At 65.2% G+C, this 26854-nt stretch carries 25 protein-coding genes and 1 pseudogene; 18 read left to right on the top strand and 8 right to left on the bottom strand.

Annotated elements, in window-relative coordinates; translation table 11 throughout:
- Positions 1 to 62 precede the first annotated feature (62 nt).
- From AC239G_RS15515 to AC239G_RS15500, 4 genes are all read left to right on the top strand, one after another.
- Positions 63 to 1289, top strand: coding sequence for a dipeptidase (locus tag AC239G_RS15515; protein ID WP_229663976.1), 1227 nt, complete (start codon positions 63 to 65; stop codon positions 1287 to 1289).
- Positions 1286 to 1987, top strand: coding sequence for a type 1 glutamine amidotransferase (locus tag AC239G_RS15510; protein WP_434591603.1), 702 nt, complete (start codon positions 1286 to 1288; stop codon positions 1985 to 1987). The genes AC239G_RS15515 and AC239G_RS15510 overlap by 4 nt, the downstream gene beginning before the upstream one ends.
- Before the next feature lie 105 nt (positions 1988 to 2092).
- Entirely contained in the window at positions 2093 to 3526 is a 1434-nt protein-coding gene (locus AC239G_RS15505; protein WP_229663977.1) for an APC family permease, read from the top strand.
- 133 nt (positions 3527 to 3659) lie between these two features.
- Positions 3660 to 4055: a universal stress protein gene (locus tag AC239G_RS15500; protein WP_101543775.1), complete on the top strand. Its 396-nt coding sequence runs from the start codon at positions 3660 to 3662 to the stop codon at positions 4053 to 4055.
- Positions 4056 to 4121: 66 nt separating this feature from the next.
- Here AC239G_RS15500 and AC239G_RS15495 read toward each other — a convergent pair whose 3' ends face one another.
- Together AC239G_RS15495 and AC239G_RS15490 are read right to left on the bottom strand one after the other, a co-directional pair.
- Entirely contained in the window at positions 4122 to 4703 is a 582-nt protein-coding gene (locus AC239G_RS15495) for an FAD-dependent oxidoreductase (RefSeq protein WP_487490120.1), read from the bottom strand.
- Between the two features lie 292 nt (positions 4704 to 4995).
- Positions 4996 to 5151 (bottom strand): annotated as a pseudogene (locus AC239G_RS15490) (NAD(P)/FAD-dependent oxidoreductase); the annotation flags it as partial.
- 109 nt (positions 5152 to 5260) lie between these two features.
- On the opposite strand from AC239G_RS15490, the gene AC239G_RS15485 reads away from it, so the two are divergent.
- Positions 5261 to 5920, top strand: a complete 660-nt coding sequence (locus AC239G_RS15485) for a helix-turn-helix domain-containing protein (RefSeq protein ID WP_487489224.1) — start codon at positions 5261 to 5263, stop codon at positions 5918 to 5920.
- 601 nt (positions 5921 to 6521) lie between these two features.
- Here the strand turns inward: AC239G_RS15485 and AC239G_RS15480 are convergent.
- Positions 6522 to 6794 carry a hypothetical protein gene (locus AC239G_RS15480; RefSeq protein WP_180345573.1) on the bottom strand — a complete coding sequence of 91 codons (273 nt, stop codon included), beginning with the start codon at positions 6792 to 6794 and terminating at the stop codon, positions 6522 to 6524.
- A 156-nt stretch (positions 6795 to 6950) separates the two neighbouring features.
- Here AC239G_RS15480 and AC239G_RS15475 point away from each other — a divergent pair, with 156 nt between their 5' ends.
- The 3 genes from AC239G_RS15475 to AC239G_RS15465 all read left to right on the top strand — a co-directional run bounded on the left by AC239G_RS15475 (position 6951) and on the right by AC239G_RS15465 (position 11523).
- Positions 6951 to 8837, top strand: a complete 1887-nt coding sequence (locus AC239G_RS15475; protein WP_487489223.1) for a DUF222 domain-containing protein — start codon at positions 6951 to 6953, stop codon at positions 8835 to 8837.
- A gap of 163 nt (positions 8838 to 9000) precedes the next feature.
- Complete coding sequence (locus tag AC239G_RS15470; RefSeq protein WP_139468108.1) at positions 9001 to 10116, top strand: LLM class flavin-dependent oxidoreductase; 1116 nt, start codon at positions 9001 to 9003, stop codon at positions 10114 to 10116.
- Positions 10117 to 10434: 318 nt separating this feature from the next.
- Entirely contained in the window at positions 10435 to 11523 is a 1089-nt protein-coding gene (locus tag AC239G_RS15465; protein WP_139468109.1) for a C40 family peptidase, read from the top strand.
- Positions 11524 to 11886: 363 nt separating this feature from the next.
- Here the strand turns inward: AC239G_RS15465 and pepN are convergent, their stop codons facing one another.
- Complete coding sequence (gene pepN, locus AC239G_RS15460; protein WP_139468110.1) at positions 11887 to 15012, bottom strand: aminopeptidase N; 3126 nt, start codon at positions 15010 to 15012, stop codon at positions 11887 to 11889.
- Positions 15013 to 15097: 85 nt separating this feature from the next.
- Here pepN and AC239G_RS15455 point away from each other — a divergent pair, with 85 nt between their 5' ends.
- On the top strand, positions 15098 to 16246 hold the full coding sequence (locus AC239G_RS15455) for an FUSC family protein (RefSeq protein WP_139468111.1): 1149 nt from the start codon (positions 15098 to 15100) through the stop codon (positions 16244 to 16246).
- A gap of 12 nt (positions 16247 to 16258) precedes the next feature.
- Here the strand turns inward: AC239G_RS15455 and AC239G_RS15450 are convergent, their stop codons facing one another.
- The gene (locus AC239G_RS15450) at positions 16259 to 16912 is read right to left on the bottom strand and encodes a helix-turn-helix domain-containing protein (protein WP_139468112.1); all 654 of its coding nucleotides are present in this window, start codon (positions 16910 to 16912) and stop codon (positions 16259 to 16261) included.
- A 66-nt stretch (positions 16913 to 16978) separates the two neighbouring features.
- Here AC239G_RS15450 and AC239G_RS15445 point away from each other — a divergent pair, with 66 nt between their 5' ends.
- The 7 genes from AC239G_RS15445 to AC239G_RS15415 all read left to right on the top strand — a co-directional run bounded on the left by AC239G_RS15445 (position 16979) and on the right by AC239G_RS15415 (position 22137).
- The gene (locus AC239G_RS15445) at positions 16979 to 17755 is read left to right on the top strand and encodes an AzlC family ABC transporter permease (protein ID WP_139468113.1); all 777 of its coding nucleotides are present in this window, start codon (positions 16979 to 16981) and stop codon (positions 17753 to 17755) included.
- Positions 17752 to 18234, top strand: a complete 483-nt coding sequence (locus AC239G_RS15440; RefSeq protein ID WP_139468114.1) for an AzlD domain-containing protein — start codon at positions 17752 to 17754, stop codon at positions 18232 to 18234. The genes AC239G_RS15445 and AC239G_RS15440 overlap by 4 nt, the downstream gene beginning before the upstream one ends.
- 109 nt (positions 18235 to 18343) lie before the next feature.
- On the top strand, positions 18344 to 18655 hold the full coding sequence (locus tag AC239G_RS15435; protein WP_487489222.1) for a DUF2516 family protein: 312 nt from the start codon (positions 18344 to 18346) through the stop codon (positions 18653 to 18655).
- Positions 18656 to 18728: 73 nt separating this feature from the next.
- Positions 18729 to 19538 carry an alpha/beta fold hydrolase gene (locus tag AC239G_RS15430; protein WP_139468115.1) on the top strand — a complete coding sequence of 270 codons (810 nt, stop codon included), beginning with the start codon at positions 18729 to 18731 and terminating at the stop codon, positions 19536 to 19538.
- Between the two features lie 153 nt (positions 19539 to 19691).
- Positions 19692 to 21128, top strand: a complete 1437-nt coding sequence (locus tag AC239G_RS15425) for a glycosyltransferase (protein ID WP_487489221.1) — start codon at positions 19692 to 19694, stop codon at positions 21126 to 21128.
- 50 nt (positions 21129 to 21178) lie between these two features.
- Complete coding sequence (locus AC239G_RS15420; RefSeq protein ID WP_259357389.1) at positions 21179 to 21760, top strand: YbjN domain-containing protein; 582 nt, start codon at positions 21179 to 21181, stop codon at positions 21758 to 21760.
- Positions 21757 to 22137 carry an iron chaperone gene (locus AC239G_RS15415; RefSeq protein ID WP_259357390.1) on the top strand — a complete coding sequence of 127 codons (381 nt, stop codon included), beginning with the start codon at positions 21757 to 21759 and terminating at the stop codon, positions 22135 to 22137. Before AC239G_RS15420 ends, AC239G_RS15415 begins: the two co-directional genes overlap by 4 nt.
- Before the next feature lie 13 nt (positions 22138 to 22150).
- On the opposite strand, the gene AC239G_RS15410 is transcribed toward AC239G_RS15415, so the two are convergent.
- Positions 22151 to 22858, bottom strand: a complete 708-nt coding sequence (locus AC239G_RS15410; protein WP_487489220.1) for a GNAT family N-acetyltransferase — start codon at positions 22856 to 22858, stop codon at positions 22151 to 22153.
- Positions 22858 to 23898 carry a bile acid:sodium symporter family protein gene (locus AC239G_RS15405; RefSeq protein WP_446656859.1) on the bottom strand — a complete coding sequence of 347 codons (1041 nt, stop codon included), beginning with the start codon at positions 23896 to 23898 and terminating at the stop codon, positions 22858 to 22860. Before AC239G_RS15405 ends, AC239G_RS15410 begins: the two co-directional genes overlap by 1 nt.
- 167 nt (positions 23899 to 24065) lie before the next feature.
- Between AC239G_RS15405 and AC239G_RS15400 the strand changes: the two genes are divergently transcribed.
- The gene (locus tag AC239G_RS15400; RefSeq protein ID WP_139468119.1) at positions 24066 to 24809 is read left to right on the top strand and encodes a phosphoglyceromutase; all 744 of its coding nucleotides are present in this window, start codon (positions 24066 to 24068) and stop codon (positions 24807 to 24809) included.
- A gap of 83 nt (positions 24810 to 24892) precedes the next feature.
- Here the strand turns inward: AC239G_RS15400 and AC239G_RS15395 are convergent, their stop codons facing one another.
- On the bottom strand, positions 24893 to 25810 hold the full coding sequence (locus tag AC239G_RS15395) for a LysR family transcriptional regulator (RefSeq protein WP_487489219.1): 918 nt from the start codon (positions 25808 to 25810) through the stop codon (positions 24893 to 24895).
- Between the two features lie 71 nt (positions 25811 to 25881).
- On the opposite strand from AC239G_RS15395, the gene AC239G_RS15390 reads away from it, so the two are divergent.
- Complete coding sequence (locus AC239G_RS15390; protein WP_487489218.1) at positions 25882 to 26826, top strand: EamA family transporter; 945 nt, start codon at positions 25882 to 25884, stop codon at positions 26824 to 26826.
- Positions 26827 to 26854 lie beyond the last annotated feature (28 nt).

Raw genomic sequence — 26854 nt, 5'->3', positions numbered from 1 at the left:
AGTACCGTTCCGTGCGTGCACCCCTGCACCGACCCAATCCGCCCGACCGGAAGGACCCGACCATGACCGCACCCAACACAGCCTCCGCAGCCGGACCCGACACCGAATCCGCACCAGACGCAGCATCCGCACCCGCCGTCGACGTCTTCGACGGACACAACGACCTCGCCTGGTACCTGCGCGAGGAACGCGACTACAGCGTGGAGGGGCTCAACGACCCGGCCGTCTCGCCGTTCACCACGATGGATCAGCTGGCGGCCGGACACGTGGCCGCGCAGTACTGGTCCGTCTACGTTCATTCCTCGATCACCGGCGCCGACGCGATCAAGGCCACATGGGAGCAGATCGACGCGGTCCAGCGTGTCGTCACCGCCTACCCCGAACGACTTGCCTTCGCCCGTACCGCCGCCGACGTCCGTGCGGCTCGCGCAGCCGGCAAGGTCGCCTCCCTCATGGGCGTCGAAGGCGGTCAGCAGATCGACGAATCCCTCGCCGTGCTGCGGTCGTACGCCCGCGCCGGGGCCCGCTATATGACTCTGACGTGGTCGACCACTCATTCCTGGGCCGACTCGGCCACGGACGAACCGGTCCACGGCGGCTTGAGCGTCTTCGGACGTGAGGTCGTGGCGGAGATGAACCGGATCGGCATGATCCTCGACCTCTCCCACGTCGCGCCCACCGTCATGCACCAGTCGCTGGACCAGAGCACCCTGCCGGTCCTCTTCACCCACTCCTGCGCGTACGGTCTCAACCCGCACCCGCGCAACATCCCGGACGACGTCTTGGACCGCGTGCCCGACAACGGGGGAGTGGCGATGATGACGTTCGTGCCCTCGTTCGTCTCGAACGCCCGCCGCGAATGGGTCGACGCCGGAGAACAGGGAACCGCCCCCGAGGTGACCGTGGCCCAGGTCGCCGACCACTGCGATTACGTTCGCGAACGGATCGGCATCGACCACATCGGACTGGGCGGCGACATCTGCGGAGTCGATGAGCTGCCGACCGGACTCGGTGATGCCGGCCAGTATCCGAACCTGTTCGCCGAGCTCGCCTCGCGCGGCTGGTCGCAGACCGACCTGCGCAAGATCGGCTTCGACAATGCGATGCGCGTCCTCGACGCGCACGAGGATGCGTACACGGCGTTCCTCGGCTCGGCGGTCGACGCACCGTCCGCGGCCAACGCCGGTTCCGCGGCCAACGGCACGGCCGCCTCGGCGACGGTGAACGGCGGCGGCAACGTCGGGTCCGCAGGCAATGGTTCGGCCGCCTCGGCGGGGGCGGAATCATGACGCGGCTGCTCGTCATCGTCAATGACATCGAGTCCCAGCCGGGGCTGCTGACACGGTGGATGATCAGCGAGAACGTCGAATTCGATCTGCGCATCGGCGGGGTTTCGCCCCTGCCGGCGCCCTCGGAACTCGATGGCTATGACGGGCTCATCATGCTCGGCGGCGGGTACATGCCCGATGAGACGGATCGGGCCCCATGGTTGGCCGATGAGGCCGAACTCGTCCGCCATGCCCTGGCCACGGATCTGCCGCAGTTCGGTATCTGCCTCGGCGGGCAGCTCATCGCCCACGTCATCGGGGGCGATGTGCGGGCTCGGACCGGAGCGCCGGAGAAGGGATACACGCGGATCGACACCACCGCCGAGGCGGCCGCGGACCCGGTGTTCTCCGCGATCCGGCCACGGACCTCGTTCGTCGAAAGCCACGTCGACCGCATCGTCGCCCTCCCCGAGGAGGCGACCCTGCTCGCCAGGAGCGAGGCCTGCGAATTCCAGGCGTTCCGGGTCGGCAGGGCGTGGGGGACGCAGTTCCACCCGGAGTCGACGCGGGCGAACATCGAGCGCTGGGATGCGGAGAAACTGCAGACTTTGGGGTTCGATAAAGATACCCTGTTGGAAGAAGCGATGGAGCTCGGGCCGGAGAGCGAACGTGATTCGAAGGCCCTGTTCTCGGCGTTTCTCACGGTGGTTCGGAACTGAAGCTTGTGTGTCAGGCTCGTGACTGAGGCATACTAGGCGAGGCTCTGACCACAGTCAGGGTTGCCAGGTATGCGGCACAGCCGCCGCATTGGACACGGAGGAATCGTGAGCGACAAAGAACCCACGACGACAATCGACCCCGGTGACGGACACCAGCCCGAGACCCTCAAGCGGGTCATGGGGCCGAAGCTGCTGCTTCTGTTCATCGTCGGTGACATCCTCGGAACCGGCGTCTATGCTCTGACGGGCAAGGTGGCTGGGCAGGTCGGCGGTGCCGGTTGGGCACCGGTGATCCTCGCCTTCCTCATCGCGCTGATCACCGCCTTCTCCTATATGGAACTCGTGACGAAGTATCCGCAGGCTGCGGGTGCAGCGCTCTATACGCACAAGGCGTTCGGAATCCACTTTGTGACGTTCCTCGTCGCCTTCGCCGTCCTCAGCTCCGGAATCACCTCGGCATCGACGGCGTCGAATGTCTTCGCGGCGAACCTCGTGGCCGGCTTCGGTTGGGACGTCTCCGGCACAGGGGTGATGTGGATTGCGCTGGCGTTCCTCACTCTCATCGCGCTCATCAACCTCCGCGGAGTCGGCGAGAGCGTATGGTTCAACGTCGTCCTCACCCTCATCGAGCTGAGCGGTCTGCTGCTGGTCATCGTCGTCGGCTTCTTCGCACTCGGTTCGGGTGACGCCGACTTCTCACGTGTGATGATCTTCGAGACCGAGGGCGACAAGAGCGTCTTCCTCGCGGTCACCGGTGCCACTGCGCTCGCCTTCTTCTCCATGGTCGGCTTCGAGGATTCGGTCAACATGGTCGAGGAAACGAAGGATCCGCGGATCTTCCCGAAGATCATGCTCTCCGGCCTGACGATCACCGGCATCATCTACGTCCTCGTCTCCCTGGTCACCGTCGCGGCCGTGCCCATCGGCGTGCTCACCGAGAGCGAGACGCCGCTGCTCGAGGTCGTCCGCGAGGGCGCTCCGGGCCTGCCGATCGATACGATCTTCCCGTTCATGACGATGTTCGCCGTTGCGAACTCGGCCCTGATCAACATGCTCATGGCCAGCCGTCTGCTCTACGGAATGGCCAAGCAGAACGTGCTCCCGCCCGTGTTCGCGAAGGTCTTGGCCGGCCGCCGCTCTCCGTGGGTGTCGATCATCTTCACGACGCTGATCGCCTTCGCGCTCATCTTCTTCGTGTCCACGATCCTGCCCGAGACGGTGACCGCGTCCCTGGGCGGCACCACCTCGCTGCTGCTGTTGGCAGTGTTCGCCGTCGTCAACGTCGCCGTGCTCATCCTGCGCAAGGACAAGTCCGGCAATGCCGAACACTTCAAGGCACCGACGATTCTGCCGTGGATCGGCGTCATCACCTGCGTGTTCCTCGTCGGTCCGTGGGCCCGTCTCGATGAGCTCATCCAGTATCAGATCGCGGCGGCGCTCGTCGGCATCGGTGTCGTCCTGTGGGCCGTGACCTGGTTCTGGAACCGTTCGACGAAGGGCACGAGCACCCGATTCCGCAATCCCGAAGAGCTGTCGTGAGCTCATCCCCTCGCCGAGGCGGTGCAGCCGGGGCCGCTCGCCGACCCATGTCTGCATCGCTCGATATGCTGGGACTGTGGGTTCCCGACCTGCGCGCTCGGTTCTGTACAGCTCAATCCAACGAAGGTGAAAAATGACAGTACTCGTCGGTTACGTCAACAATCCCGCCGGACACGCTGCTCTCGATGCCGGCATCGCGCAGGCGAAGAAGGACGGCAAGGAGCTCGTCGTCGTCAATGCGTCACGGTCGGCGCAGCGCAGCGACTCCTACCGCCTCGGCGAAGGGGAGCTCAAATCGGTCAACAACTACCTGACCAGGGCGGACGTCGAATTCCGCGTACTGACCTTGGGTAGCGAGTACGACCCGGCCGAACAGATCCTCGACACCGCCAACGAGGTGGGAGCCGAACTGATCGTGCTCGGAACCCGGAAGCGCACCCCGGTCGGGAAGTTTCTGCTCGGGTCGACAATTCAGAAGGTCATCCTCGACGCCGAAGCCCCGGTGCTGTGCGTCAAAGCCGCGCACTGAGGGCTTGACCGCAGCGCACACGCAACCCGGCTCGCTGGGCTGACATGTGTCCGCTGCGTGCACGTCTCAGCGGAGCCGCTCCATGATGAGATCGGCGTTGACATGCGCGCCGGCCATCACCCCGCTGGCTGTGCTGGCCACGACCATCGCTGAGACATCTGCGCTGTTGCCGACCGCCCAGACGCCGGGCACATTGGTCTGCCCTGCCATCTGCGTCGGAATATAGGTGCCCATCCCGCTCGGGTGAGCGACGACCTCGCCTCCGAGCTGCGAGAACAGGTCGGCATTCGCTCGACCATACGCACCGACGGTGAGCGCATCGAAGGTAAGAGATTCCGCTCCGTCCGCGGATTCGGTGGCCGCCAGTGAAACGACGGTGTCGGACTCGGAGCGGGCCACCTCGGTGACGGTGGAATCGATGAACTCGATGCCGAGCGTATCGAGCATTGCCGTCTGTTCGGAATCAGGGGCGGGAGCGTTGTGACGGATGAAGCTGACGTGGTCGCTGAGCTGGGAGAACAACATCGCCTGGTGGTATGACATGGCCGTTGTGCCGATGACCCCGATGCGCTGTCCGCGCACCTCGAAGCCGTGGCAGTAGGGGCAGTGCAGGACGGTGTCGCCCCAGCCTTCCGCGAGACCCGGGATGTCCGGAAGTTCGTCGCTCAGGCCGGTGGCGATGATGATGCGTCGGGCCTTGACATCGCCCCCCCGCCGAGGTGGTCAGTTCGAACCGATAATGCGGGGCCTCCTCGGCAGGGTGGGGTTCCGAATCGATCGTGCGTGCTTGCTGCACAGTCGCATCGATGAAGGCAACGCCGTATTCCTCGGCCTCGGCGCGGCCTTTCGCGACGAGGTCCTGCGGTCTGATGCCTTCGTGGCCGAGGACGTTGTGCGCGTGTGCGCTCGAGGAATTGCGCAGCTGGCCTGCGTCGATGACGACGACGGATCGCAGAGACCTGGCCAGGGCGATCGATGCGGCGAGGCCGCCTGCCCCACCGCCGATGACGGCGACATCGAAGGAATCCTGCGCGGATTCGGCCGACGAGTCGGGCGCAGTTGGCTGGGAGTTTACGGGTGCAGTTTGGGTGGTCATGATTCTCCTGTGTGCTGATGGATGGTCGGCGTCTATTCGAGTGTGTTCCTAGCCCATGTAAAAGTGCAAACGTGTTTGCAGAAATAGCAAACTCTGTCATGCTGAGGGCATGGAAGAGCCAAGAGAGTCAGGGGAGCGTGCCGCTCATGCGACGGGTCGGATGTCGGAGATCCTCTCCGATGGGTCCGCCCCTGTCGAGGCGCAGGAGGCCATCCGGCAGTCGTTGGCTGGTGTCGGTGTTCGCCTGCGAGGGCTGCGGCAGGAGCAGGGGCGCACCCTCGACGAGGTGGCCGAGCTTGCCGGAATGTCGACGAGCACACTGTCGCGCCTGGAATCCGGGAAGCGCAAGCCGAGTTTGGAGCTGCTGCTGCCGCTGGCTGGGGTCTATGGGCTCCCGCTCGATGAGCTTGTGGGGACTCCTCCGATCGGGGATCCGCGCATTCATATCTCCCCGCGGAAGTTCCACGATCAGACGATCCTGCCGCTCAGCCGCGGAGCAATCGGAGTACAGGCCTTCAAGCACATCGTCGACGGTCGGCAGACACCGAAGCTCGGTGCGCTGAAGACTCACCCCGGATTCGAATGGGTGTATGTGATCCGCGGTCGCCTGACCCTCATCCTCGGCGACCGGACGATGGTTCTCAGTGCTGGAGAGGCCGCAGAGTTCGATACGCGCACTCCGCACTGGTTCGGGGGAGCCGATGACGGCGGGGTCGAGTATCTCAGCCTGTTCGGACCCGAAGGACAGCGCGTTCATATGAAGAGCTGAGTGGAGCTGTGGGCCGGCGCAGGCGCTCGTTGATACGACGGGGCGTCGGTTGCGCGCGCTTGATTGTGGCGGGAAGTGAGTTCCGCAAGCGTGACCGTGGCGGGACGTGAGTTCTGCCCGGGTGGCTGTGGCGGGGTCCTGGTCCTGCGTGGCTGCGGCGGGGTGCTGCCTGCGTGGCTGTGGCGGGACCCTGGCCCTGTGTGGCTGCGGCGGGGTGCTGCCTGCGTGGCTGTGGCGGGGCCCTGGCCCCGCGTCCTCGCGTCAGTGGCGAGGAGTAGTCTCGGCCCACTTCGTCGACACCGTAGGTGAGAGCCCCTTCTTCTGGTCGCCGCCAGCGATCATTGTCAAACATCGCACTCCGAGTGAGATCTCCCATTGACCAGTGCAAATAGTACAAAATAGCAAGACAGGGAAAATATCTCAAATAAATCGTACAGAACTATAGACTCTGTTCTATTCCTGGATTAGAATGGAGCCAAGCCGAAGACATCAACGATGATGAACGGATACGAAGAAGATGGCTCTCATCCCCGACCGAAGGTACGACGAGCACGATGATTGCGAAGCGGGAAAGGCTTCGCAGGCACCACCCCTTCAAGGTTCACCGCCCAGTGACCTCCCTCCAACTGCGGCCGGCTCTTCTGCCCGGTCTGCCGACAGTGACTCCTCCAGGTCGACTTACCGGGAGCTGCTCGCTGAGGCCGGATTCGATCTGACCGGTCATCCTCTCGCCGACAGATTCGACGGGATCGCCGACAACCTGGCCGACGGCGAGGCGGTCGCCGACCAAGCTGGTGACGGACAGGATGACGCCGTCGAGGATGGCAGCGATGCAGTCGTCGACGGAGTCGTAGCTGCGGAAGGCAGCAGTCAAGCAGCTGTTATCGAGGCTGACGCAGCGGCGCCTGCTCTTCCGGGTGGCGTTATCCACGCCGGGCAGGGGCCCTGGTCGAGCAGGACGACGATGCCGGAGACCGAGGCAGAGGTCCAGGCATGCATCAGAGAGATCGAAGCACGCCAAAGCGCGTGGATGAAAGCAAAGCGCGAAGAACGTGAGACACAGCGAGCTGCGGAGCGTGAGGAGTTCCTGAAGAAGAACCCGCAGGCTCGCGCAGAGGACGAAGAACTCGCGCGTGAAAGAGCGGAGTGGAACGCCCACGTTGAGCGGTACGAGGCGAAGAAGCGGGCGCAGAAAGAAGCCGAACGTATCGCTGAGGTAGAACGCGCGGAGCGACACAAGGCACTCGCCGAACGCTATGACTCAGAAGCTGACACGCATCCCCTGCTCGACGAGTTTCGCTGGTCAGACTTGAAGCACGCAGCCCCGGAAGTCACAGAAAGCATCTGCGCTCTGCAGGGCCTGCTCGACGGGCTCCACGACTTCACTCGCCCCATGGGGCCCGATGACGCGGTGACTCTTCTCGATGGTCTTGAGACCTTGAACCGTCTGACGGAGTCCCTGTCGGTCGTGACCCTCTCCGTGTTCGAACGTGTCGGCACGCCCCGCGACTACGGGGCGAAAACGACGAAGGCGCTGGTCCAACATCGGCTCAACCTGTCTGCACAAGAGGCCTATCGCCGCACTCAGCTCGCTGAGTGCCTGGGAAAGCGGACCAGCATGAGCGGGGAATCGATCGAGGCGCAGTTTCCGATTCTCGCAGCTGCCCTTCGTGAAGGAGTGCTCTCGGCAAACCAGGCGTCGACGATCTCCAAATGCTTGAAGAACCTGCCTGTGAACGTATCGGAGGACGACAAGATCAAGGCTGAAAGCCTGCTCGTCGAAAAGGCTCAGGCGGTTCGCGTCTGCGATATCCATGCACTCTTCGAAGAGATCCTGGGCTGGATCGATCCCGACGGCCAGGAACCGAAAGAAGCGGCAGACCGGGACAGCTTCGCTGTCAACCTGCGCCAGGCGAAGGACGGAACGTGGACCCTCAAAGGTCGCCTCGACGAGGAGACCGGTGGGATTCTCAATGGCTTGCTGACTTCGCGCATCAAAACCGATTCTCAGTCTGACGAGGACAGGTGCGCGAATGCGGCGGGCATCGATGCCGCTCCCGCGGATGGCGAACGCCCAATCGACGGAGCGAGCGCCACCGATGATACCCGTTCTGCCGACGATGCCCGCTCCGCAGTCGAAAGCGGCAGTGCCAGTGTGAGCGACCTCGACCAGGAAGTCGTCGACGTCTATACGGAGGTCCTGCGCGGCGACCGCTCGGACTGTCTCGACCCCTCGCTCGACTTCACCCCGCCACAGGTCGGCGCGAATGGTGAGATCCCGCAGGGGGCCGGGGTGAGGCAGGACGGCTCACTGGTGACGATGGCCGCTGAGCAGCCGAGTGTCCGGCGTCGCATCTACGAGCGTTTCTCCAGCGTCATCGGCAACATCGAAATGAACCGCATCAAGGCCGGAGCGGCCTACGCACTGGTCGTCACAGCCAAGGCGGAAGATCTGGCGAACCAGACCGGCAAGGCCGTCACGGGAGTCGAAACGCCGTTCCCGATCGATTCCGCTGCTCTGGAAGGACTGAACGGATCGGTCTTCTTCCACCTCATGGGCGAAAGAGCGAAATCGTTGGCACTCGCGACAGAACGACGGTTGGCCACAGAGAAACAGCTGGCAATTCTCGCCAGCCGTGACCAGGGATGCACGTTCCCCGGATGCGACACTCCTCCCGGCTGGTGCGAAGCGCACCATATCGTCCCATGGGCGCAGAACGGCAAGACTGACGTCAACAATCTCACTTTGGCCTGTTCAGCGCATCACCACCTGCTTGATTACACCGATTGGGACTGCAGAATGCTCATCGACGGTCGGCCCGCGTGGGTGCCACCGGCGACCATCGATCCAGCACAAGAACCGGTGCTCCACGCACGGTTCATCGCGCGGGAAATCGGAGAGACTCTCTTCGGCTGACAAGCACTTAGGTTCAGCTGACAAGCACTTGGGTTCGGCTGGCAAAACCCCGGCAATGTGACAGTTATTCGCGGGACACGTGGCCGAGACCAATGGTGCGGTTCATCGGCGGCGTGGTCCGCGGGGAACGGAATGTTCTTCTCACATGCACTGTTGCCTCGTTATGAAGCTTTCGATCCTTGACCTCGTTCCTGTCCGTACAGGACAGACGACAGCAGACTCCTTCGCCGCCTCAAAGCAGATCATCGACACGGCTGACAAGCTCGGATTCACCCGCTATTGGGTCGCCGAGCACCACAACATGCCCTCGATCGCATCGACGATGCCAGGGCCCGAACTCATGCACCTCGGCCAGGGAACACAGCAGATCCGCCTCGGTTCCGGTGGAGTCATGCTTCCCAATCACGCCCCGCTGGCGGTCGCCGAGCTGTTCGCTCTGCTCTCCGCTGTCTACGGCGACCGCATCGATCTGGGAATCGGTCGCGCACCGGGGACGGACCCGATCACTTCGGCGGCAATGCGCGGCCACCTCGGTGAAGGACGGATGGTCGACCGTGAAGGACGAGCAATCGATCCCGTCGAACAGTTCCCCCAGCACGTGATCGACACTCTCAGCCTCATGCGGCCCGAGGGGATGCGAGTTCCGCTTCACGGTGGACGCGAACATGTGCTCAAGGCGACGCCCGCGGCAGCTCCGGGAACGCAGCCGCTGCCGTGGCTGCTCGGTTCATCCGGTTACTCGGCCAGGCTGGCAGCTGAACTCGGCATGCCCTATGTCTTCGCCAACCACTTCGCATCGGGTGCCACCACCGGAATGAAGATCTACCGCGACAATTTCACGCCTGGCGCTTACGGAGACAAGCCGCAGACCTTTGTCACGGCCAACGTCGTCGCAGCACCCACCGAGGAAGAAGCGCGGCTGCGCTCGGAGCCATTCATGCTGCAGATGGCCAGAATGCGCACCGGCGGACCGATGGAGAAGCTGCACCTGGCCGGCGACGACGTGCGATCGGTGATGACCGACCAAGAGCGTATGGTCGGCGAAGAGCTCTCCGGCAACTGGATCATCGGCGACACGAAATCCGTGTCCGCGCAGCTCGAGGAACTCGCCGAGCGCTTCGAGGTCGACGAGATCATGATTCAGCCGATTGCGGGTGCCGTGGAAGGCGAAGACGTACGCGAAGACCCAGGACGGACTCAGACGATCGACCTGCTTGCCACGGAATTCCTCGGCTCCACCGGAGCTTCCGGCGTCGCTGATGCAGGCACCGATATGTGACACCTGGCTGAGGTCTGTCCCCGGTTCCGATCGGGGCCGATATCGGCCATCGGCACCGGGCCGAAGTCTCAGCTCAGCATCGATTCGGGCAAGTGGACTTCAATCCACGACCAGTCCGCGTTATCCTGTCACAGTGTCATGAAAGCTGACAGTCGTGTGACAGCCAGTAGAATCGACACCGTGCAGAACCTCGTCTACGGCGAGGCCGCTCCTTGCGGAGAGGTCGAAACGGAGGCGAATGCTGTACGCCGAATGCGCTCGCGCACCTTCGGAGACTTCCCCCACGCGGGCCCCGGCCTGCAGACCGAAAGAGAAATAATGCGTACCAAAATTGCTGTTTCGGCAGCACTTGGGGTCGGACTGGTTTTCGGCGCCGGTGCTCCCGCACTGTCGAGCAATCTGTCGTCGACTGACGCCGCAAAAACGTCCGGCATCTCCGCTGATGTCGTGCCCGGCCAAGAACTCGAACGAATCACCGACGGCAAGATCGAAAAGGGCGAGACCGCCTACGTCGATGTCACGGTCGCGACACTGTGGACCGACCCGAAGGCCCCTCGCAAGGTCGACAAGCCCGCGCTCCAGCACCCCGTCGACCTCAAGAAGTGGAACAAGAACCTCGAATCCACCGATGTGCGCCGGGGCCTGACTGGAAAAACCGAGACACAGGCAACCTACGGTTCGGAAGTCTCCGTCCTCGAAACCAAGGGCAGCTGGGCCAAGGTCGCCGTGACCGACCAGAAGACCCCGAAGAACAAGAAGGGCTACCCGGGTTGGCTGCCCAAGAAGCAGCTGGTCGAAAACGACCGCTTCGGAAAGCTCGCCGAAGACCAGCCCCGCGCAGTGGTCACGAAGCCCAAGAGCGAACTCGAAGGCATCGAATTCACCAAGGACACTGGTGCCGACGTCAGCTTCAACGTCGACCTGCCGCTCATCGCCCAGGACGTCGATGATGTCCGCGTCGCTCTCCCCGGAGGTGGAGCCGCCTGGATCGACATCGATGACGTGGATGTCTACGACGTCGGCGACAAACCCGAGAAGCCCAGCGGCAAAGACCTCGTGAAGACCGCGAAGCAGTTCGAGGGCCTGCGCTACCTGTGGGCCGGAGTCTCCGCCTACGGATTCGACTGCTCCGGATTCACCTACTCCATCTACAAAGCCCACGGCATCGATCTGCCTCGCGACTCGGGAGAACAGGCGAAGGCGGGCAAGGCTGTCTCCTCGTCGAACCTCAAGCCCGGAGACCTGCTGTTCTTCTCGACCAGCTCGGGAACAGTCCATCACGTCGGAATGTACGTCGGCGACGGCAAGATGATCCACTCGCCGAACGCGTCGAAAGACGTCTACATCACCGACTGGAAGAAGTGGGACACCGGAAACGAATTCTCCGGAGCCCGCCGCATCCTCTGATCTGGATCGAGTCAGATGGTCCCGGTTCCAACCAGGACCTGACCAGTTCAGTCGAGTGACCAGCCGACACACTGATGGCCGGTGCCCTGAGGAGGGCACCGGCCATCAATGATTTCAGTAGGGCCTAGCTGGGAACATCGCCAAGGTTGCTGAGCACGGCTCTAGCTGGGGAGCATCGCCAGGTCTGCTGAGCATGGCGATTGCTGAGAGACCTGGCCAGGGGAGGGGAGGGGCCTGGCCTGGGGAGAGGTGCCCGCCGAGGCGGCTATCGAGCAGAGTCGACCGGAATGACCGGCGACCCGATTTCATCGAAACTCGCCCACCGAGGCGACCGCCGTATGGTTTCTCCGAGGCGACCGCCGGTCAGTGCCGCGAGCTCTGAGTCGATTTCAGGAAGATGGCACGGGCCAGATCATCCCGACGTTCGATGACCAGCCGGCGCAGAGCCGCAGGTGCATCGTCGTTGGCGGCCAACCATGCGTCGGTCTTCTCGACCACAGCCTCCTCGTCGACGGACCACCGGGGATAGAGGCCGAGCACCAGGCGGCGAGCGATCTCAATCGAATTGTCCGTCCAGAACCCGAGCAGACCATCGAAGTACTCATCGACATACTCCTCGATGAGCGGCATCGCGCTCGGCGCGATGAACCCGGCGATGATCGCCGACAGAACATCATTGCTCAGCGCTCCCGCCTCGCTGATCGCCTCCCAGGCACGGATCTTGACGATCGGCAGAGGCAGTGCGGCACTGGCCGTCTCGGCGTGAAGTCGACCCGAAGAGCTGGGATCCGAATGATTCTCCCGCGCGATATCCGTCTGATCCGCCCACCCGAGGCAGACGAGCGCCGTCAGCGCATTCCATCGCAGCGCATGATCATTGATGAGACCCCGGAACGGCAGCGTCGCAGTCGAATGCTCGGCGCCGCGACCCGTGCGGGCACCACCGGAAGCTTCGGCCGACTGGCTCATCGAACCGGCCTGCCCAGCCGAACCAGCCCGATCAGCCGAACCGGCCTGCCCGGGAGCTCCGGCATACATCCGGTCGATCTCCTCACCGACCGGCACCGTCAGGATCTGGCTGGCGAACCCACGCCCCATAGCCACCGCGGAACTGCCGGCGGCGCAGCGGGCCGTCCGCGACGTCAGCGCCAATACGAGGTTGGCCAGATGCAGCTGCGCATCCGACCCTGCTTTCGCCGCCGCCAACGCATCCAACGCCGCTCCCAGAAGCCCCATGATCGCGGCATCGAAATTCCGGTCCGCCACCCACTGATCGATGCAGGTCAGAGCGGTCTGGCTGAGCCCCGCCATGATCCCGGCATGACTCTCCTTGCCCAGGCTGCGGGCATAGGCGGTGAGGTACTTCTGCACCGGCATGAGCCCATCGCGCACCGCATTGTCCAAGGCCGACCACACCAGGGCCCGTGACAGCGGATCCGTGATCCGCGACGCCGAGGTGACCGCCGCCTCCGTCGACTCCGGATCGAGGCGCACCCGCGCATAGTCCAGGTCGTTGTAATTGAGCAGAGTGATCACGCCGGCGCTGCGACCGATCAGCTGCTCGACGTCGGCCGACTCGGTCGAGAACTCGAAACGGAAGGAATCGAGGGGAACGATCGCCCGCCCCGACCGCCCGAGCGTGGCGATCTCGATCGTGTGCGGCCGCAGCAGGGCTGTGCCCTCGGCCGAATCGGACTGAGTGATCGTGGCACCCGTGACCTTCTCCGAACCGGACCGTCGCCGAGGCGGTTCTGTCCTGCCGCTCGACCCGGGCCCTGCCTCGTGAGCGTCCCCGGCAGCCCCGTCGAAATCGTCGCCGACCGCATCCGGGCTGCGCAGCCTTGCGCCCGAGCTCGAAGCCACGAGCTTCCCGCGTCCCGCGCTCTGCGCGGCGGCATCGGTACCGGCAGAACCTCCTTCGGCCCCGGTCCCGGCCCCACCCTGGGAGAACACGGCCGACCCGACCGCGGATCCGGCCGAGTACCCAGCTGACCCGTCCGCGGACCCTGCCGACCCATCCGGGGACCCAGACGAACCGTCTGCCGTCGTGAGCTGCAGGGACAGCTCCGAGACTCCGGACGTCCCCAGCCACGCGGCCGCCCAGTTCGCGATGTCCCGGTCGGGAGCCGCCTCGGCGAGGCATTCGAGGAAATCAGCCAACTCGGTATTGCCGTATTCGAACCGTCTGAAATACAGCCGCGAACCGGCGAAGAAAGCCTCCCGGCCGACGAACGCGACGAGCTGCTTGAGCACGGATGCGCCCTTGGCATAGGTGATGCCATCGAAGTTGAGCTTCGCGGCCTCGACATCGGGGATGTCGGCGACGATAGGGTGCGTCGTCGGATACAGGTCCTGCGTGTACGCCCACGCCTTGCGGCGCAACGCGAAGGTCACCCACCCATCGGTGAACCGCGTCGCCTCGGCAAGCGCGAGCCCGCCCATGAAATCGGCGAAGGATTCCTTGAGCCACAGGTCATCCCACCACTTCATCGTGACGAGATCGCCGAACCACATATGCGCCATCTCGTGCAGGATGACATTGGCACGGGACTCGTAGTTCGCGTCCGTGACCTTGTCCCGGAAGATCAGATTGTCCGTGAACGTCACCAGACCGGGGTTCTCCATCGCGCCGAGGTTGTACTCGGGAACGAAGATCTGATCGTACTTTCCCCATGGATAGGGGTAGTCGAATTCGGAGGTGAAGAAGTCGAGGCCCGCCTTCGTAACGCCGAAGATGTCCTCCGCGTCGAGGTGGTCGACGAGGCTCGCGCGCGTCCAGGCGCCCAGTTGCACGGTCTGCCCGGTGCGCGGATCCGTCCACTCGTCCGTCGCCCCCTCGTAGGGGCCCGCGGTGATGCAGGTGATGTAGCTCGACTGCTTGAGCGTCGGTTCGAAGTAATGGGTGACCGCGGCCGCCGAGGCAGATCCGTTCGCAGGCTCGAATCCCGCCGAGGCGGCCCCCGCCGCACCATCGGCCGGTTCCGTCCGCGCCTCGGCCCGGTTCGACAGAACCTGGAAATGTGCGGGAGCGGTGACCGTGAAGATGAACTCGGCCTTGAGGTCGGGCTGGTCGAAATTCGCAAAGACGCGACGGGCGTCGGTGGGTTCGTACTGTGTATAGAGGTAGGTTTTGCCGTCGGCCGGATCAGTGAACCGGTGCAGACCCTCGCCCGAGGTGGAATAGCGGGCCTGCGCCTCGATCGTCAGGGAATTGCGGCCGGCGCGGACGGGGAACGTGACTCGGGCGCCGTCGAAGACCTCGGCGGGGGAGAGACTCTCACCATTGATCAGAACTGAGGTCACGGAGTCGGCGATGAGGTCGATGAATGTCGAATCGACGAAGCGGGCGGAGAAGTCGACGACAGTGCGAGACAGGTACGTGTCGGCATCGGTTTCGGCGTTGCTGACGTCGATATGGACTGAGTAGGAATCGACCTCGAGCAGCTGTGTTCGGCTCTGCGCTTCGCTTCGGGTGAGATTCGTTGTCATTCAATAGCCTCCTCGGCGGACAGACTTTAGCATGCCACATTTCCGGTATTCTGAGTACAGCACCGGCGAACGGCAGAGGGGACTGATGGCGGACAATCGGGTCAGCGAACTGCCTCGGCGGGGGTTCAACGTCGTCGCCCACCGCCTGCGCTTAGGGCTCAAGCGTGTGTGGGTGAACTCCGGTCAGCTGATCCAGATCCCCATCGCCGCGACCGCCGCCTACGCTTTCTGCGTCTATGTGCTCGGCCACCCGTATCCGTTCCTTGCCGCGGTCGCCTCCGCCGTCGGCATCGGCCCCGTCGTCGACCGTCGCCTGCGCCGCGCCCTCGAGATCGGCATCGGAGCGACGTTCGGGGTGCTCGTGGGCGAGATACTCGTCAACTTCTACGGCTCCGGCATCTGGCAGCTCGCCCTGACTCTGATCATCGGCCTGACGATCGGCACGATACTGAACTCCGGCGGCATCTTCATCACCCAGATCGCCGTCCAATCCGTCTACGTCGTCGTAGTCCCTGCCAGCGCCACCACCATGCCGTTCCCGCGAACCCTCGACGCTCTCACCGGATCCGTCTGCGCCATCCTCCTGGCACTGCTGATCCCGCGCGACGCTCGAAAGGCTCCGCGTCGCCTGGCCGCGGACATGCTCGAGGAGGTCGACGCAGTCCTCAGGATGATGAAACGAGCCCTGCGCGAAGCCGATGTGACGATGGCAGGACGAGCCCTCGAGCGTGCTCGCGAAACCCAGGACATCATCGACTCCTGGGGTTCATCCCTGCGGATCTCTCGTGAAGCCGCGAAGATCAACGCACGTGCCCGCCGGCATGCGGCCGAAGTCACCCGCCTGTCACGTGCCCACACCTTCTCCGACCGCGCGATGCGGACCATGCGAGTCATCGCCCGCCGCGTCGTCGGCATCACCGAGCTCGGCGTCGCCAAACCCGTCATCGCCGACTACGTCGGATCCTTGGCCGACGGTGCGAAGAAGCTCGAGATCGCTCTGCGCCGCGGCACCGACCGTTCCCTCGCCGAGGCGGCCCTGTCCGAAGCGGCGGGGGCTCTGGATCCGCGAGCGAAGCCCGATTGGGACATCCACGACGAGTCGATGGTCCTGCTCCTGCGGACTGTCGCCGTCGACCTGCTGCAGGCCGCGGGACTCACTCGTGAGGAGGCCCAGTCCCGGCTTCCACCGCTGGCCGTGAACGCCGATGAGGAAGACGGACCGGCTGTCGAATAGCCGTCGAGGCGGTCAGCTGCTTTCGACGACGAAGACGGCGTTCGTGCCCGGCTCCAGAGCCGTGAACCGGTGAGGCTGATCGCCCGGATGGGTGAGGTAGTCGCCGACGCCCAATTCGTAGGACTTGCCGAGCACTTCGATGCGTGCGGCCCCGCGGCCGAGGATGACATGTTCGATCGTGCCCTGCGGGTGCGGCTGAGACTCCCTGGGTTCACCCGGTTCGGCCTGGATGAAGTAGACGTCGCGTCGGGCATTCGTCGGCGACGGCGAGAGCAGGGTGGCCACATAGTTCGCGGTGGTCGAGGGCAGGCTGGGCATATCGCCGACGTGTTGGAAGGCGACCTCGTGCGGGGGCGGGTCGAGCAGGCGCGCAAGGGGGATGTCGAGCGCAGCGGCCAGAGCCCACATCGTCTCCAGGCTCGGATTTCCGCTTCCCGTCTCAAGCCCGGACATCGTCGACTTGCCGATGCCGGCGCGCCTGGCGACCTCGGAGAGGGAGAGTCCGGCGCGCAGTCGTTCTCGTTTCAGCGCCGCCGCGATCTGCTGACTCGGTGAGAGCGACGGGCCGGGCGCTGTGGCGTCGGAATCGGTGGCGCTGGGAGCGGACTCGGGGTCGGAGCTGCCCTGAGCGTCATTCAGCGAATCGTCGTTGCTTCGAGAAGTCATGGGTTCACTATAGCGGTTAGGCCGTTCGGGTTGACGAACGATGGCCGAGGGTGCACTGTATAGAACATGGGTTCATTATTTCGCACGGCTGATCGGGTGCTCCCCGGCTCGACCTATCGTGCGGTCGCCATCGTCACCGTCACGATCATCGCAGTCGCGCTGTCGTACGGGGCGATCTCCGCGGTCTCCGGATTCGCCTGGTGGCAGACTCTGCTGCTGGCGATGTTCGCTCTCGGCGGCGCCGCCGAATTCACCTTCGTCGGCGTCATCGCCGCCGGCGGTGCCCCGATCCTCGCGGTGCTGGCGGGTCTCCTCGTCAATTCCCGGAACTTCGCCTTCGGCGTCGCAGTCGGCCCTTTCTTCCCACAGGACTGGCGAGCTCTCATCGCCTCCCACTGGATCAACGACGAATCCACCGCGATCTCGCGCCTCGGGCACAACGACCGGGCGAAATGGCATGCGTTCCTGCTCATGGGCGCCGCAATCGCCATCATGTGGCCCGGCGGTGCCATGGTCGGGCAGTGGCTGGGCAATGTCATCAACGCGGACCTGCTCGGACTCGATGCGGCCTTCCCGATCATCCTCTTCTGCCTCATCCGCGGGGACCTGAAGAACCGGGTCACACTCTCGCTGACCGTCATCGGCATCCTCATCGCCGTGGGCCTGACCCCGCTGCTGCCGCTCGGGCTGGGAGCAGTGACCTCGCTGTCCGTCTTCGTCTTCGTCGCCGCCGGCTGGGGTGTGCGCTGGTTCATCCGTCGCCGCCGCGCAGGCGACAACAGCGCAGACCCGCACGATGCCGCCCACTCGCAGCACTCAACCCGAGAGGAGAGCCGCCGATGAGCGCCGTCAGCTTCCTCATCGCCCTTGCCGGGCTGAGCCTCGGAACCTATCTCATGCGCTTCGCCGGTGTGAAGGTGGGAGCGGCCATCGCCACGAAGGGGCGCCGGCGGACCCCGGCGACCGCCTCGGCAGGGCCTGACTCCTCTGTGGGGGCCGACGCCTCCGCAGGCGTGGACGGACAGGGCACAACCGCCCCTGCAGGGGTCGCGGGGCAGGGCACAGCCGCCTCGGCGGGGGCCGGTGATTCGGCCGACTCGACCGAGCGCGTGACGATGTGGATGGACCGGGCCACGGTCGTGCTCATCGGCGCCGTCTTCGCCACGACCGCGGTCTTCGACGGCACTGACATCGCCGATCCGGCCCGCCTCATCGGCGTCGGCGCCGGCGTTCTCGCCTCGATTCTGCGCGTGCCGATGCTGCTCGCCGTCGTCATCGGCATGGGCGTGTGCGCGCTCATCCGCACCACCGGGATCCTCTGAGCAGGGACGGCAGGCACCCACTGTGAAAGCCGTGGGATGCGGGTGGGCAATTGCCGAGGATCTCCCGCCCGGAACTGCCCCGAAAGCCCGAGATTGCTAGGCTGGGACCATGGAATACATCGCGGGCTTTCAGCGTCTCGTCTTTCTTGCCCTGACGGTGGCCGCATTCGTCGTCCAGCTCTGGGCGTTCATCGACTGCCTCCGCTTCAAGGACGAGAACTACCGTGCCGTGGACAAACAGAGCAAGATGTTCTGGGTCATCCTCCTCGGCGTCGGACTCGCGCTCGCCCTCATCGCACTGCCTCCGATGGGCATGAGCATGATCTTCCTCAACATCATCGCCCTCGTCGCCGGCATCGTCTACCTCACCGATGTGCGCCCGAAGGTCCGCGCCGTCGACCCGCGATACCGCAACCGCTGACCGACTTGACGCCGTAACTGCATTCGCGGACCCGATCGGCAAGCGCCCAGCACACGCTGACTAGACTCACCCTATGAGCACCGACCTCAACCTGCCGGGCCCCGAATCCGGCTTCATCGCCACGTTCGGAAGCGGCGAGCCGCACACCCTCTTCGGCCACGGATTCGCCGGCGCGATCCGCGACACCCGCCCCTTCGGCACCGGCATCACCGGCACCCGCCACTTCCTCCACCTGCCCGGCCACGGCGGCCGCCCCTCACCCGGCCCCGGCTGGACCTACCCGCAGATCGCCGAGGTGCTCGCCGACGCCGTGAGCACCACCTCGGCGAGCCGAGCGCTGGGCGTCTCGATGTCCGCCGGAGGACTCCTCCACCTGCTGAGCATCGCCCACCCCGTGACCCGCGGCCTCGACAAGATCGCCCTCGTCCTCCCCGCCTCCTTCACCGGGTTCCCCGCCGAGGTGGCCGCCGCCAACCGCTCCCACCTGGAGAGACTGCGCCGCCTCGTCGCCGATGAGAACATCGACGGCATCGTCGAACTCATGCTCTCCCGCGAACCCGCCGAGGTGGCCCAGATGCTTCCCGCGCGTGCTTGGACCAAGGCGAAGGCCGAGAACCTCGTCCACACGGACATGTCCGACGGACTCGGACTCGCCCTCGAAATCGCTGTCGCGGATACCGAAGAGGCAGCCCGGAACCTGCGCTCCTTCCCGGGCGATGTCCTCGTGCTCACCCACGAAGACGACCCAGCACATCCGGTCCCCGTCGCCGAAGCCATCCACCGTGCGATTCCGAATTCCCGCCTCGAGGTGCTCCCTGCCGGATCGATCCTGTGGCGCGGCCGTCATGACGTACGGCGCATCCTCGGCGAGTTCTTCGGTTAGGCACCGGCTTCGACCAGGCGCCGGCTTCGGTTGGGCACCGGCTTCCATCAGGCACCGGCTTCGGTTAGTCACGTCCTTCGGTGAGGTTCTGGATTCGGTTCAGCGCTGGCTTCGGCTGGTCACCCGACAGAGGTCGTTGGCTAGACTGTCTCCGTGCGCATCTCCGTCCTCTCCCTCCACACCTCGCCCGTCGCCCAACCCGGCCAGGGCGACGCCGGAGGAATGAACGTCTACGTCGACCAATCCGTGCGCGCGCTCGCCGCCGCCGGACACCGAGTCGACGTGTTCACCGCCGACCCCGGCGGACTCGACGGCACGGGAGGCAGTGCAGAAGTCGCTGTCGACGGAGCCGGCGCTGGTCGGGGACGCGGCGCGGGCCCCTCAGAGGGTCAGAGTGCGAGGCTGGAGATCACCGAATCCATCACCCTCCATCACCTGCCGGTCGGCGCCGCGACGAAGGACGAACTCGCCGACGCGATCGACGAACTCGCCGACCTGCTCAATGCCCACCCCGACTTCCGCTCCGCCGATCTCATCTGGAGCCACTATTGGATCTCCGCCGAGGCGGCCCTGCGCGCCCGTGACAACGCCGTCGACAACGCCGCCGAATCCGGAGACAGCAGCACCGAATCCGGAGACAGCGGTGCCGACGCCGTTGCCGGGGCCGGGCAGGACCGTGCGGCGCAGGCTCCGATCGCGGTGAGCATGCACACGATCGGGGCCGTGAAGAACCGCGATTCCGACACCAGTCACGAACGACCCCAACGACTCGAAGCCGAAGAGCGCATCGCCGCCGAGGCCGACCTGCTCGTCGCCGCTACACCCGCCGAACGTCGCGATCTCGTGTCGGAACTCCACACCGACCCCGACTCGGTCGTCGTCGCCCGACCGGGTGTCGATCACGCGCTCTACGCACCGGACTCACAGTCGGACGCGCGCAAGCGTCTGGGATTCGACTCGGACGAGGCGATCGTCCTCTACGTCGGGCGTATGCAGTTCATCAAAGGCACGGACGTCGCCGTCGACGCCCTGGCCGAACTGCGGGAACGCAACCCGCACCTGGCCTCGCGAACCCGCGGTATCCTCCTCGGAGCCGCCTCGGGGGCAGGCGTCGAAGCAGGCGGGGGAGCGGTCCGACCGTCCTCGACGTATCTGCGGGAGCTGACCGCGGCGATCGCGAGCGAACCCAGCGTCGAGGTCCGCCCGCCCGTTCCCTCCCACATCCTCGTCGACTACTACCGGGCCGCTGACCTGCTCATCGTCCCCTCCCGCAGCGAATCATTCGGACTCGTGGCCGCCGAAGCGGCCGCCTCCGGTCTGCCGGCGATCGCCTCGGCGGTGGGAGGACTCCCGGAGATCGTCGAACACGGACATTCGGGACTGCTCATCGCCGATCACAACCCGCACCACTGGGCGACGGCGATCGAAACGCTGCTCACTGACACGCAGCTGCGAGCCGAACTCGCCGGCCATGCCGTCGACCGTGCCGAACGCTTCGACTGGGGCCACACCGTCGCAGCCGTCCTCGACGCTGTGCCGGACATCTCCCGCGCATCTGCGCGGCGCTCGGAAGCGCTGGGAGCGTGCTGAACGACTAGAGTCGGCGGTGAGCACGAGAGCCGAGCGAAAGACGTGAGACCATGAGCACCGACACCGAGGCGATCCTGTCCGGAGTGCGCACCTGGGCCGAGAGCAACGACGTTCCTGTCGATTCGATCGAGGATGCGGAGATCGTCGTCACCCTGCCGGGGGAGAAGAAGCTCAAGACGAACGTGGCGATCAGCGTCTTCGCTCGCACCGCCCATCTGCAGGCGTTCGTCATCCGTCATCCAGACGAGAACTCGGCCGCATTCAATCGGTGGCTGCTGCTGAAGAACCTCAAACCCGGGCCGGTGGCATTTGCGATCGACAGCCTCGGCGATGTCTATCTGCGCGCGAGCGTGCCCCGAGAGCACCTGCTCGATGACCTCGACGGACTTCTCGGGGCGATGCTCGCCACGGCGGACTCCTCATTCAATGAACTCCTCCAGATCGGGTTCCTCACCGGAATGAAGAAAGAGTGGGCCTGGAGGGTCGGCCGGGGCGAGTCGACGCGCAACCTCGCGGCCTTCGAGAAGGTGCTCAGCGGGGATGACAACGAATTCCTCGGCACCTTCGGTGACGCCGATTCCGAACCCCCGGCGGTGTCGGCCGATCGTGCGAGTGACGGCTCGCGCTCATGAGTGCGTCCACCTCCAAGCCGGCGAGCGTCGACGAATACATCGACTCATTCGACGACGAGCGACACCGAGCTTTCCTCACCCGGCTGCGCGAGCTCAGTCGTGCCGCTGCACCGCGAGCCGAGGAGAGCCTCAAATGGGGCAGCCCCGCCTATGCCCTCGGCTCGATCCTGTTCGTGTTCGCCGGGTACAAGAAGCACGCGAACGTCGTCTTCACTCCCAGCACGAAAGACGTCTTCGCCGACCGTCTGCAGGACTTCGACACCGGTAAGGGCTCGATCAAACTGCCCTATGACGGCGAGATTCCGACTGAGCTGCTGACCGAGATGATCGCCCACCGGATCCGCGAATTCGAGGTCGACGGAGTGAAGTGGATGTGAGGGCGCGCCGGTCTCAGTCGAGGGGCAGCTTCATTCCCTCGTGGCTGGCGACATAGCCGAGTCGGTCATAGAAACGCTGAGCACCGGTGCGCGACTTATCGGTGGTGAGCTGAACGAGTCCGGCGCCGAAGCGACGTCCGCACTCGTGAGCCCATTCGAAGACCGCCGTGCCGAGCCCGATGCCCTGAGCCGAGGGGCCGACTCGCACCGCCTCGATCTGCAGGCGGAGCGTGCCGCGGCGAGACAGGCTGGGCAGCAGACTCAGCTGCAGGGTCCCGACGACGGTCGAGCCGTCGTGAGTCTGGTCTGCTGATGGGGACTGCTCGGCTGACTCGGCCTGTTCGGCTGACTCGGCCCGGCCTGGCGTGTCAGCCTGTCCTGCTGCTTCGGTGATGGCGACGAGGAGCTGATTGGGATCGGCGTCGATGAGCGCGAACGCACGAGAATAGGGGGCCGCATCCTCGGCGTCGGGGATGGCAGGTGCGGCGCCGGCTGCGACAGCGCCCGCACGGTCGACCACTTCGACCTCGGCCTCACGGGCGGCCCCGAGCACGTCGTCACGCAGGAGCGCAACAATGGCCGACACATCGGCCTCGGTCGCGCGGCGGATGACGAACGTCCGGCCCGCCAGGTCCAGGGTCTGACGGGAGAACCCGTCGAAGCCTCGGCCCGATTCGCCCTGACCCGATTCGCCCTCGCCCGGGGCTGCCTCGGTGGTCATCAGCCCGCGATCCCAGCGGAGGTCGCTCCGGCAGTGGCCGGCTCACGGTTGGACGCATCGACCGGCGGCTTGCCGTAGGGACGACGCGCGAAGAGCGAGGCCAGCACGGCGCCGGAGACGTTGTGCCACACGCTGAAGACGGCTCCGGGCAGTGCTGCCAGCGGTGAGAAGTACGTGGTGGCCAGGGTCGATGCCAGACCGGAGTTCTGGAGTCCGACCTCGAACGACAGTGCGCGACGGGTCGGGGTGTCGAGACGGCAGGCCGCGGCCACACCGTAGCCGACACCGAGCCCGAGCAGATTGTGCGTGACGACGGCCAGCAGAACGAGCACACCGGCAGTGGCGATCGAACTCGCGGATCCGGCTACGACGATCGAGACGATATAGGCGATGGCGATCGAGGCCAGCCACGGCAGCACCGGCGAGATCTTGTCGACGAACTTCGACGCGAACACGCGGACGAGGACGCCGACGATGACCGGCACGAGCACCGTCTGGCAGATCGAGACGAACATCGACCAGAACGGCACGTCCATGTACGAACCGGCCAGCCACAGAGTCAGCAGCGGGGTGAGCACCGGAGCGAGCAGCGTCGACAGGGTCGTGATCGACACCGACAGTGCTGTGTCGCCCTTGGCCAGATAGGTGACGACATTCGACGCAGTGCCGCCGGGCGCGCAGCCGACGAGGATGACGCCGACGGCGATCTCGGTCGGAAGCGAGTACACGGTCACGACGAGGAGGCCGAGCAGCGGCATCGCCACGAACTGAGTGACGACTCCGAGCACCGCAATCCACGGCCGCTTCGCGATGCGGGCGAAGTCGGGCAGCGTCAGGGTCAGGCCCATGAAGAACATGACCACGCCGAGCGCCCAGGTGATCGACGGCGCCAGAGGTGTGAAGGCATTGGGCAGCAGGAACCCGAGCACTCCCGCAATGACGACGAGGACCGGCAGAGCCGTGACGGCGATGATCGAACTGCGATCGGCAGCGGGAGCGGCTGTGCCTCCGGAAGCCTGATGTGCTGGCGTTTGTGACATGGGTCCAGGCTACTCCGACGATTTTGTCATTCGAGACACACGCCCAGAAATTGAGACCCGATCGGCGAGGAGGAGCGGCTGGGTGTTGGCGGGCCACCTCCGGAGGAGACCGGCGGTGATGACGGTCGTCGGCGACCGAGACTGAACGGTCGTGTCAAAATGGAGCCATGACGTATAACCTCATCCTGCTGCGCCACGGCGAAAGCGAATGGAACCAGAAGAATCTGTTCACCGGATGGGTCGACGTGACCCTCACCGACAAAGGCCGTGCCGAAGGCAAGCGCGCCGGCGAGCTGCTGCGCGAGAAAGACCTCATCCCCGATGTCGTCTACACCTCGCGGCTCAAGCGTGCGATTCTGACCGCGAACATCGCACTCGAGGCAGCGGATCTGTCCTGGCTCGACGTCCACCGCAGCTGGCGCCTCAACGAACGCCACTACGGCGCACTGCAGGGCAAGAACAAGAAGGAGATCCGCGACGAGTTCGGCGAAGAGCAGTTCATGACCTGGCGCCGCTCCTTCGATACTCCGCCGCCGGCCCTGGCCGACAGCTCGGAATTCTCTCAGGCCGGTGAAGCCCGCTACGCCAACCTCGGCGATGCGCTGCCCCGCACCGAATGCCTCGCCGACGTCATCGATCGCCTGCTGCCCTACTGGTACGACACCCTCGTGCCCGAACTCACCGTCGGCAAGACCGTGCTCGTGGCCGCCCACGGCAACTCGCTGCGTGCGCTGGTCAAGCACCTCGATGGGATTTCCGATGCCGATATCACCGGGCTGAATATCCCCACCGGCATTCCGCTGCACTACGAGCTCACCGAGGACTTCACCCCGGTCACCCCCGGCGGAACCTACCTCGATGCCGAAGCGGCAGCGGCCGCCATCGGCCAGGTCGCCAACCAGGGGCGCTGACCCCCGGCCCCACCGCAGACGGGGCGGGATCCGTTCGGGCTCGGGCGCCGAGACGACACTCGGATGCCGAACCCCGGCCCCACTCATGCATCGATCGAGTCGGCCTTCCCGGCGATCGCCTTCATCTCTTCGAGCAGAAAGGCGATCGCGGGGGAGGCCGACATCGATTTCCTCCACACCAGTGAGATCGTGCGGGCAATGCTCGGATCATCGAGCGGCACCGCCACGACATCGGCCGGCAGGTGCGGCCTGCCCAACCGCGGCACGAGCGCCAACGCCCCGACAGCTCGGACGAACTCGATCTGCGTGTCGTACTCGATGGCCCAGTAGTCGATCTGCGGCTTGCTGCCCAGCTCCTCGAACAGCGCCGTCAGCCATCGATGGCACACGGCATTGCGCGGCGCCGATACGAACATCTCGCCGAGCAGATCGCTGCGGATCACCTCGGTGCAGGCGGCCAGATGATGATCCCGATGCATGACGATATCGGCCCGATCCACGGTGATCGTCTCCGAGATCAGCGTCGCGGGCAGGTGCAGCGAGGACGAATCCCAACCGAAGACGAGCGAGGCATCGATCCTGCCGGCCGTGACCATCTCGATGAGCTCGTCCGGCTCCTCCTCGAAGTTCGACACCGTCAGCTCCGGCGCCGAGGCGGCCAATCGCGGCAGCGCGGGTACGAGCAGTCCGCGGATCCCCGTCGAGAACCCGCCGACCGTGATCCGTCCCCGCGGCTCACCCGACTGCGCTCGGGCCGCGGTTTCCAGACTCTCCAGCTCCTCCAGCAGCCCGGCCCCGCGTCGGCTGAGCTCCCGGCCCACCGGTGTCAGCGCAATGCCGCGGCCCGTCCGCTCAGTCACCGGTGCGCCGAGATAGCGCGAGAGCTTCTGCAGCTGATGGCTCACCGCCGCCGGCGTATATCCCAGAGACTCGGCCGTCGCCGTGACCGAACCGAGCGAATCGAGGGCGACGAGGGTGCGCAGGGCAACGGTATCGATCATCAAATTATCTTAATGAAACAGTGGACGGACTTTCAATGGAAATTTGACGACGGGGCTGGAATGCTGGAGTTATGCGCTCGGTCCACTACATGCTCGCCCTCCTCGTCGTCGTTCTCTGGGGAGTCAACTTCATCTTCATCGACCTCGGTCTGCGCGACTGGCCGCCGCTGCTCCTCGTCGCCGCCCGATTCACCTTCGTCGTGGTGCCCGCGATCTTCTTCGTCCGCTTCCCCCGTGGCTCCTTCGGCCGCATACTCCTCATCGGCACCTTCATGTCGGCCGGCCAGTTCGGCCTTCTCTACACCTCCATGGCGCTCGGCCTGCCCGCCGGCCTGACCTCGATCGTCATCCAGATCCAAGCCGCGTTCACTGTCATCGTCGCGGCCCTCGTGCTGCACGAGATCCCGAGTCGCCGCCAGATCATCGGCGTCCTCATCGGCCTCGTCGGCCTGGCTGTCATCGGTCTGAGCCTGCAGGCGAACGTGCCGATCATCGCCTTCCTCGTCGCGGTCGGCGCCGCCCTGTCCTGGGCGACGGGCAACGTCATCGCCCGCGGCGTGAAACCCGGCACGAACGGAGTGCAGATGACCGTGTGGTCGGCTCTCGTCGTCCCGATTCCGATGGTCGCACTGTCGATGCTCATCGACGGTCCCGCCGAGGTGGCCCATGCACTCACGCACCCGACCTGGGGTGTCGTGGCCTCGGTCGTCTACACCGCCGGACTGGCGTCGCTGGTCGGCTATGTCATCTGGAACTCGCTGCTCGCTCGCTTCCCGGCCTCGCAGGTCGCGCCGTTCTCCCTGCTCGTCCCGCCGGTCGGAGTGCTCTCCGCCTGGATCGTGCTCGGAGACCGCCCGAGCATCGCCGAACTCATCGGCGGAGTTCTGCTGCTCCTCGGTGTTGCCGTGACGACGGGAGTGCTCAAGACTCTGGTCCGCGGCATCAGGAACGGGCCCAGACGACGCCGAAAGGTCGTCGTCAGTCAGGCGCCGGAAGAGGTGCCCGCCTCCAGCTGAGGCTTCGGTCGCGTCAGTGAACCGCTGG

The organism is Brevibacterium sp. Lmc1, assembly GCF_057654315.1.
The sequence above is the reverse complement of the archived record's forward strand: the minus strand, read 5'-3'. Positions and strand labels throughout refer to the sequence as shown.